General features: G+C 47.1%; 6 protein-coding genes, 1 tRNA gene, 1 pseudogene and 1 riboswitch. Of the genes and pseudogenes, 5 read left to right on the plus strand and 3 right to left on the minus strand.

The window, feature by feature from the left end:
- Nucleotides 1-163: 163 nt before the first annotated feature.
- Nucleotides 164-1078, minus strand: coding sequence for a D-alanine--D-alanine ligase family protein (locus tag NHN17_RS24845; RefSeq protein ID WP_255045358.1), 915 nt, complete (start codon nucleotides 1076-1078; stop codon nucleotides 164-166).
- Between the two features lie 280 nt (nucleotides 1079-1358).
- Nucleotides 1359-2945: a Na+/H+ antiporter NhaC family protein gene (locus NHN17_RS24850; protein WP_255045359.1), complete on the minus strand. Its 1587-nt coding sequence runs from the start codon at nucleotides 2943-2945 to the stop codon at nucleotides 1359-1361.
- An 83-nt stretch (nucleotides 2946-3028) separates the two neighbouring features.
- Nucleotides 3029-3199: riboswitch (Lysine riboswitch) on the minus strand.
- Nucleotides 3200-3447: 248 nt separating this feature from the next.
- Between NHN17_RS24850 and NHN17_RS24855 the strand changes: the two genes are divergently transcribed.
- On the plus strand, nucleotides 3448-5301 hold the full coding sequence (locus NHN17_RS24855; protein ID WP_373689598.1) for a BCCT family transporter: 1854 nt from the start codon (nucleotides 3448-3450) through the stop codon (nucleotides 5299-5301).
- 128 nt (nucleotides 5302-5429) lie between these two features.
- Nucleotides 5430-5861, plus strand: a complete 432-nt coding sequence (locus tag NHN17_RS24860) for an ecotin family protein (RefSeq protein ID WP_255045361.1) — start codon at nucleotides 5430-5432, stop codon at nucleotides 5859-5861.
- 92 nt (nucleotides 5862-5953) lie between these two features.
- On the opposite strand, the gene NHN17_RS24865 is transcribed toward NHN17_RS24860, so the two are convergent.
- Nucleotides 5954-7078 (minus strand): M14 family metallopeptidase, encoded by a 1125-nt coding sequence (locus NHN17_RS24865; protein WP_255045363.1) that lies wholly within the window; start codon nucleotides 7076-7078, stop codon nucleotides 5954-5956.
- A gap of 140 nt (nucleotides 7079-7218) precedes the next feature.
- Between NHN17_RS24865 and NHN17_RS24870 the strand changes: the two genes are divergently transcribed.
- The 3 genes and pseudogenes from NHN17_RS24870 to NHN17_RS24880 all read left to right on the plus strand — a co-directional run.
- Nucleotides 7219-7692, plus strand: coding sequence for an NUDIX domain-containing protein (locus NHN17_RS24870; protein ID WP_255045364.1), 474 nt, complete (start codon nucleotides 7219-7221; stop codon nucleotides 7690-7692).
- 128 nt (nucleotides 7693-7820) lie between these two features.
- A tRNA-Ser gene (locus tag NHN17_RS24875) sits at nucleotides 7821-7911 on the plus strand.
- Between the two features lie 88 nt (nucleotides 7912-7999).
- Nucleotides 8000-8460 (plus strand): annotated as a pseudogene (locus tag NHN17_RS24880) (hypothetical protein); the annotation flags it as partial.

The raw sequence follows: 8460 nt of genomic DNA on the forward strand, positions 1-8460 counted from the left end.
TCACTCAAGAAGGAAAAGCGGATCAAGTGCGATGGATCACAAATGATTTTTCAATGGGGGTCTGGTGAACGGTTACAAATAATGTGTTCTGTTGTCTGAGGGGAAACTCTGACAGTTTGCCGGTAAGCCACTGTTTGTCATGGGTTACCGGCTTTTTTATGCGCTATTTCACGTCATCGAATGTCGCACTATCGAGTAGCGTGGCGATAGTATCTTCGAAGCTTATTCCAGCTTCTTTGGCTGCCATTGGAAACACGCTGCGGGTGGTCATACCCGGCACGGTGTTCATCTCAATCAGCCAGATTCTCCCGCTGTCATCCAAGAAGGTATCGACTCGGCCCCAACCTCGGCATCCCAACGTTTTATAGGCGGTCAGTGCGGCTTCACGCATCTGTTGTTCCTGCTCATCGGTTAAATCTGACGGGCAGTGATATGTCGCGCTTTGATCGCCGAATTTCACATCCCAGTCAAAAAACGTATCTGACTTGATTTGAACAACTGGTAGTGCTTTCTCGTCAAGGATGGCACAGGTGTATTCGCGGCCGGTGATGAATTGCTCGACCAGGATGTCATCGTCATACTCAAAGGCATCAATTAAAGCGCTGTAAAGCTCCTCCGGGGAGGACGCTTTTGACACACCGATACTACAACCTTGGTTCAATGGCTTGACGACCACAGGGTAGGAAAGATCTTCCAGCGTCGCTTTGATGGTGTCGGTTGGAATGTGTTTGTTTACCTTGATCCAATCAGCCGTTAGCAGGCCGTTTGAACGCCAAATTTCTTTGGTTTTTAATTTGTTGAGTGAGATCGATGAAGCTAGCAACCCACTGCCGGTATAGGGGATTTTTAGTAAATCTAACAAGGCTTGAATATGCCCGCTTTCTCCCATGCCGCCATGAAGAGCAATGAACACTTTGTCGAGGTTAAAGAAGCCCTGCAAGGTGATATCAATATGGCGGGGATCAATCTTGATAGCTTCGTGGCCCAGCGATTCGACGGCACCGGCAATGCAGTTGCCAGATTTTAATGAGACTGCGCGCTCGCTAGACTCACCACCGTATAATATTCCAATTCTCATGGTTTTGGTTCCGATTAAGCTTTGCTTTAAAAAATATCTATAAAAGGAGCAATAAAAACGTGTTTGCTCTGAAATAATGGCAAAAATAGTAATATAAAATTGCTTGTACAGTGTTTTGTGGCTTATTGTGACGTTCTGCATTTTATACTGGGCTTTTGTGTATTGAAAGCATGGCATTGTTCCTGTTTTTATTTTCGTCACAAAGGATGTTGTCTTATTTTTTCCAAAAAAAAGAGCAAGGCCGTGACCTTGCTCTTTGGGGGGAAACGATATTGATGGTTTAGCTTGTCACAGGCTCAGCCGCCATAACAGGCTTGCTCTTGCGAACCGCAAAGGCACAGAAGGCCAGGAACCAAAGACCACTTACAGCAACACCCGCCCAAGCAGAATGAGTGTATCCGATAGCGAGGTAACCCAATAGGGCACCGAAAGCAACCGAACATGCGTACGGTAGCTGGGTCATAACATGGTCCATGTGGTGACAACCTGCACCGGTTGCCGATAGGATACTGGTGCTTGAAATTGGCGAGCTGTGATCACCAAATACTGCGCCAGCCAATACAGCCGATAGCATAGGAAGTAGCAGTGCAATGTCACTGGCAGCAGCAATATCACCGGCTAGTGGTAACATGATCCCGAAGGTGCCCCAGCTGGTGCCAGTAGCAAAAGCCATTGCACAAGATAGCAGGAAGACAACCGCTGGAAGCAGTTCAACAGGCAGGTTGCCGTTTGACATGGAAGCGAGGTAAATACCGGTTTGCATATCACGGACAACTGAACCGATAGTCCAGGCAAAGAACAAGATCACAATAGCGGGCATCATGGCTGAAATGCCTTGTGGTGCTGCTTTTACCCAAGTGTTCACGCCAAGGTTAAGACGAAGCGCTAGCGCAATAGAAACCACTAGGCTACAAATCGCACCGTATACCAGAGATGATCCAACATCGGTGTTTTCAAAAGAGCCGATCACACTGAAGGCTTCACCATTGGCTGCTAGTACATCTGCGCCTGATTGCACCATGAAAAAGACTGTTGCCATCGTCAGGGTCAGGATAGGCAATACCATATCGATCATGCCGCCTTTGGCAGATTCTGGTACCTCAACCTCCAAACCAGCAGGTTTGCCCTTGGACTCATCCCACAGTTTGCCTTCTAGTGCCCATTTTTCATGCTTACGCATTGGGCCGATATCAAGTTGGAAGGCAATAACGCACAGTACCATGACCAAGGTGAATACCGCATACAGGTTCATTGGCATCATCTCGACAAAGGCTGAGATAGGGCTCTGATCTGTCACACCGTGTGCCATCATGATGCCGCCAACGAGGGCGATGATATAGGCACCCCATGACGAGATAGGCATCAGTACACAAACCGGTGCTGCGGTTGAATCAAGCAGGTAGGCCAGTTTTGCTCGAGAGATATTGAAACGGTCGGTTACCGGACGGCAGATGGCACCTACAGATAGGCTGTGGAAGAAGTCATCAATGAAGAAGATAAAGACCATCAGGCCGGTTAGTGACTTGGCACTGCGGCGATCTTTACAGCGTACTGCTGCCCAGTCGGCAAATGCTTGCGTTGCACCGGAGACACTCATCAGGCTGATCAGTGCACCAAGCAGTAACATGAAGATGATCATGTTAACGTTGTCACCGTTGAGTGCATCATCAACCCAGACAATCGCCAGTATCTTTTCAACTAGGTACTGCAGTGACTCTAATGGTGAGTATTGGTTTAGCATCATGGCACCGGCAAAGATACCTGAGCCAAGGGAAAGCAAAACCCGCCTGGTAGTGACTGCTAGGATAACAGCCAGCATGGCTGGGACAACGGACATTAGTGAGTCCGAAAAATCTACAAGGTTCATGATCTCATCACACCTACAACTTAAAGGTGGAGATCTACCGAAAGGAAGTGTAACTAAGACGCAGAAAGGTATGACTTGTTACCCCCTCAGGTAGCGCTCCATAGGTAAATACTATGGCAGTTCTATGCCTATTCGACACAGACCCAGCGACTGAGTTGATAGCTGCAGTCACTTCGGCGCTGACTCCTTTCTCCGGCTTCACAGGTATCACCCTCTGCTCGGTTACTTTTAGGCAGCGCGCCTCTACTGATTTAGGGATTATCACCGTTAATCCTACTGGTTATCGGTGATAAGCCTGACATTATATACGGCTGAATAATTATGTCAGCTAATAATCAGCTTTTTTCATCGAGTTCATTAGAATCTTGGTTTGTACAGTTAGCCCCTTTTCTCTGATTATCTTACTTACCCATATCAGGGTTTATATTTTTAAGGAGCTACCGTGTTTTCTCGTAAACACTTTGAATTGATCGATAAGCCGACCTTCTTCGGGGCGCTGGGCATGTTGATCTCGGTTGTGGTGCCCTTGCTGCTGTTTCCAGTGCAAGGTGCGGAATGGATTACTATTGCCAAAACCTTTATGACCGACAAACTCGGTTTTCTTTATTTGTCGCTCGGTGTCGCTGCTTTTTTCTTTATGATCTACATCGTTTTTTCTGACATCGGCCAAATCAAGCTGGGTGATCCTGATGAAAAGCCCGAATTTACCACGGCTTCCTGGGCAGCGATGCTGTTCTGTGGCGGTATCGGTGCCAGTATCCTGTACTGGGGGACGATTGAGTGGGCTTATTATTATCAAGCTCCGCCGTTTCAGCTTGAACCGGGTAGTGAAGAGGCGGTGCGCTGGGCAGCAACTTATGGCTTATTCCATTGGGGACCGATAGCTTGGTCTATCTACTTGGTTCCAGCTTTGCCAATTGCGTATTTCTTTTATGTTCGTAAGCAACCTGTGTTAAAGGTATCTGCGGCTTTGATGCCGGCCATTGGTGAAGCCCGCAGCTATGGTTGGCTGGGTAAGGTCATTGACGTGCTGTTTATCTTTGGTCTTCTCGGTGGTGGTGCGACAACGCTAGGCCTTGCTGCCCCATTGATCACCGAAGGTGCCAACTACTTGTTTGGCTTACCAAAAGACACAGAGACTCAGATTATTGTGTTGATGCTCTGTACTGCGATCTTTGCATACTCGGCCTATGCCGGGATGGAAAAAGGGATCAAGTTCCTCAGTAATGTCAACTTCTGGGGAGCTCTGAGCTTATTGGCCTTTGTGCTGATTTCCGGCCCAACCATTTTCATGCTGGAAACTGGGCTCGATTCACTGGGCCGTATGTTGTCGAATTTCTTTGTGATGGCAACATGGGCCGAGCCGTTCGGCGGCTATGGCTCGTTTGAAAATACCCATTTCCCACAGGACTGGACCATTTTCTACTGGGCGTGGTGGTTGGTGTTTGCACCGAGCATGGGGTTGTTTGTTGCGAGGATCTCCCGTGGCCGTACTATCAAGCAAATGGTAACGGGGTCGATCTTCTTTGGGTCGATGGGCTGCTTTTTGTTCTTCATGATCTTGGGTAACTACGGTCTATCGCTGCAGCTGTCTGGAGCGCTGGATGTCGTTGGTATCCTTAACAGTGAAGGGGCGACCAAAGCCATTTTCTCAATTCTTGAGCAACTGCCTTACAGTACCGTTGTTATTGCCGCGTTTACGCTATTGTGTTTGATCTTTACAGCGACCACGTTTGACTCGATCTCTTATATTTTGGCATCGGTGGTACAGAACAATGTGACGGAAGACCCAATGCGGTGGAACCGTTTGTTCTGGGCTTTTGCATTGTCATTTATGCCTTCGGTATTGCTGTTTATGGGCGGCTTGTCTACCCTACAGACCGCAGCCATTGTCGGTGGTTTACCGCTGTTGGTGATTGCGGTGATGTTGATGATATCGGCAGTGAAGGCGGCGAAGCTCGACCTGACTCACCAGGAAGGCTATGAAGATCCGGTAATTAACATCGAGGAGTTGCCAGATGTTGACCCTTGGTCGAAAGAAGGGATGGCGTTGACCAAGTTTGACGAGCTGAAAGACATCGCGATGGCCGCAGCCGAAGCTGAACGTGAAGCCTTGTATAAAGTGTGGAAGCTGAAGAAAAAGATGCGTGCAGAAGCTATGGCGAATGGCGAGTCTGCTTTTGAACTTAGCGAGGCGCCACAAGAGCGACTGGATCAACTTCAGCAGTTGATGGACGACGCCATATCAGCAAAAGAGAATAAACTAGCGGCGTCTGAAGAAGCACAGGAAGCGCGTAAGGTGTTTGATGAACTGATGCGACGCCGTCTTGAAGCGATGGTCGAGCAACAAGCTTAATTTGATCAGCCGATGATGGCTCGTGGTTTACCGGTTACCTAACGTTTCTAAGCTCTCCTTGGCTTTGAACAGCGGGGGTTCAGGGTATAATGGTAAAACTAAGCAATCTCAGATTAGTAGGTATAACAATGAAAAAAGCACTTCTGACCGCGACACTATTGCTGGCAACTCCGCATGTTTTTGCAAGCGAGAATGCTGATATGTTTCCTGAAATGCCTGGTTTTACCAAGCATGTTATTCAACTTGAAGCGACTGAAAACGAAAGCCAAAACCGCCGAGTGCAAATTATTGCCAATAGCGTTATGAATGTTGATTGTAATATTAAAGCACTTCCTATGGATATTGAGCGACGTTCATTGGAAGGCTGGGGATACTCATATTACGTATTGGAGAAGCAAACTGACTATGCCACTACCATGTTGGCATGTGAAGAAGAAGCATCAGATCAAAATTTGCAGTTCCACAGTGATTTGTTGCGTTATAACTCAAAGCTTCCTTTAGTTATTTATGCTCAGGATGATGTTGGCGTTGATCACGCCGTTTGGGCTCCAATGAAATAAAGTGATGCCGGTTTGACGCTGTTTGGCTCCAAATTACCGAACGATTATGCCGAGTCATTACGACTCGGCATTTTTATTTAAGAACACCGGTATTAGATTTGATCGATGATTGCTCTAACCGCTGCTAACACATCTTGGCCAAAGGCCACGCTACGCTCTGGCGACCAGCCATAAAACTCATCAGGATGACTGATGTGATCCTTAAATGGCATCTCGATAGTATAAGACAGGCACTTGAATTGCTCGGCGACCCAGTTAGAGCCAATGGTTAGGTTGGCCTTGCCCGGCTCATCTTTATCGTAGCCGTGCGCGACCTGAAATTCAGGCGTGATGGTCAGCAAGGTGGCCTTGAAAGCATTTTCCAATGCGGCATGGCGTTCATTGTAAGACGGGATCCCCTCGCTACCTGCAACGAAGTTATAGGGAATAGCCTCGTCACCATGGATGTCGAGGAACATATCTACGCCAGTTTTAAGCATGCGCTCACGCACAAGGAAAACCTCAGGGCTTTTCTCCATCGACGGTGTTTGCCACTCGCGGTTGAGGTTAACACCAATGGCATTGGTACGAAGGTGACCACGGATACTGCCATCAGGGTTCATATTCGGTACGATATGGAACACCGCTTTATCGAGCAGAGCTTTGGCGACAGTATCGGTATCGTCGAGTAGGCGTTGCAATAGACCTTCGATAAACCACTCTGCCATGGTTTCACCTGGGTGTTGTCGGCCAATGATCCAGATGTTTTTCTTTTCTTCCGACGGCTCACCAATGTTGAGCAAGCTCATGTCGTTGCCATCCAAGGTTGAACCAAGGGTTTCCAGTTTACAGTTGAACTGGGTTTGGGCTTGGTGCAGTAAATCTTGGTGGCGGTCATAACTGAATGGGGCGAAGTAAGCGAAATACATCGAGCCGTATTCCGGAACCACCTTGAAGGTCAGGGTATCGCCATCAAACTCGGCTGGAATACGGAACCACTCTTCTCGATCATAAGAGGCAACCACATCATAGTCTTGCCAACCTTCGGGATAGGCTGATTTTGCCAAGTTTAAGATTGAAAATTGATGATGAAGCTGGGGCTGGCTTTCCAGACGGAAATGGAACCACTGCGAGATGTCGGATTGGTTATCCGCTGGGATCGTCAGTTGAATGTTGTCTGGCGAATCGGCACTGACGATATGGATGTTACCACTTTCGAAATTGCTGAAAATTTTCATTGTTATCAATCTTATGTTTGTTGAGGTGAAAAGAGGTTAGCAATAACTATAGCCTTTCTGAAGCAAATAACTGTTACAGAGCTTTGATAAGCGTATTTGCGTCATTTCTACATTTCGGTATGACTTGCCGCTGCGGTACCATGGGCAAAAATGCTAAAGAGGAAGGTAAAGTGGCTTTTCATTATGTTGCGCGTGGGTTGATCCGCGATGGTGACTATATCCTATTGGTCAGGGCGATTGGCGATACTATGACGTTCTTGCCTGGTGGTCATATTGAGTTTGGCGAATCAGCGCCGGTTGCTTTGGCGCGGGAGTTGAGCGAGGAAGCGTCGATTGAAGCCAATGTCGGGGCATTTATAGGAGCTGCAGAAAATGAATGGTTCCTCGATGGCCAGCTCCAAGCTGAGATCAATTTGATTTTTGACGTTGAAACGGACTTATCACACCAAGAGACTGTGGTAGCGAATGAGCCTCATCTAGAGTTTTTCTGGGTACCTTGCGCTGAAATTGAGCAATGGAACCTTTTTCCTGACTCCCTTCGCCAATTGATTAGCCATAATCAAACACCTAAACAGGCATTTTGGGGCTCTGGAATCACTTTACAATCAGGGTGAACCCCTCTTTTTTGTGAATTATTGTGCGTTAACTGGCCTATTGGTGCCTCTTTGTATGATGTGCGAGCAAGTGAGCATTTTGGGGGTTTACACAAGCCGATAAGCTTTATATTATACGCCGCACTTACGGAGAGATGGCTGAGTGGTTGAAAGCACCGGTCTTGAAAACCGGCATACGTTTGTAGCGTATCTAGGGTTCAAATCCCTATCTCTCCGCCACTTTTAAAATGAATAAAGCTCTGATTTTTCAGGGCTTTTTTCATATCTGACGCATAGAAAAATCACCTACTACATAGAGGTGATACATATGTATCTGCTAAAACTGCCATCTAGTGTGTATTACACACGCCTTTCCACTCCAGTCAAACTGCGCCAGGCAGGCTTTCCCAATGAGCTTCGTTATTCACTTTTCACTAAAAATCGTGATTTGGCGATCGAGCGTAATTTACAAGTATCGGCTTGTGTCAAAAAGCATCTATTGAAACTGAAGTCAGCGCCAGCGACTTCCTTTACTGATTTTCAAGTTGCACTCTTGCAAGATAATATCGCCTCTATTCGCAGAGCTTATCCATCAGCAGAGCAAATCAATCACTACCTTCCTGTCGATGCGCATGAGTGTGACTTTATCGATATGGATGACGTTGACTTACAGCAAGTGAGTTGCGATGCCCCATCTCTTACTACTGCTAATACCGCCAATTATCGAACATGGTTAGCGAAGTTCATCGGCAGTAAGAAAAACGAAAACGTCATTCATCTAACTATTCA

Origin of the sequence: Photobacterium pectinilyticum, from assembly GCF_024357955.1 — a bacterium.
Taxonomy (GTDB): Bacteria; Pseudomonadota; Gammaproteobacteria; order Enterobacterales; family Vibrionaceae; genus Photobacterium; species Photobacterium pectinilyticum.

What these genes read in the sequence shown, in the direction of transcription:
- NHN17_RS24860 (WP_255045361.1), top strand. Translation starts at nt 5,430, where the DNA reads ATGAAAAAAGCACTTCTGACCGCGACACTATTGCTGGCAACTCCGCAT.
- NHN17_RS24845 (WP_255045358.1), bottom strand. Translation starts at nt 1,078, where the DNA reads ATGAGAATTGGAATATTATACGGTGGTGAGTCTAGCGAGCGCGCAGTC.
- NHN17_RS24865 (WP_255045363.1), bottom strand. Translation starts at nt 7,078, where the DNA reads ATGAAAATTTTCAGCAATTTCGAAAGTGGTAACATCCATATCGTCAGT.
- NHN17_RS24855 (WP_373689598.1), top strand. Translation starts at nt 3,448, where the DNA reads ATGTTGATCTCGGTTGTGGTGCCCTTGCTGCTGTTTCCAGTGCAAGGT.
- NHN17_RS24850 (WP_255045359.1), bottom strand. Translation starts at nt 2,945, where the DNA reads ATGAACCTTGTAGATTTTTCGGACTCACTAATGTCCGTTGTCCCAGCC.
- NHN17_RS24870 (WP_255045364.1), top strand. Translation starts at nt 7,219, where the DNA reads ATGGGCAAAAATGCTAAAGAGGAAGGTAAAGTGGCTTTTCATTATGTT.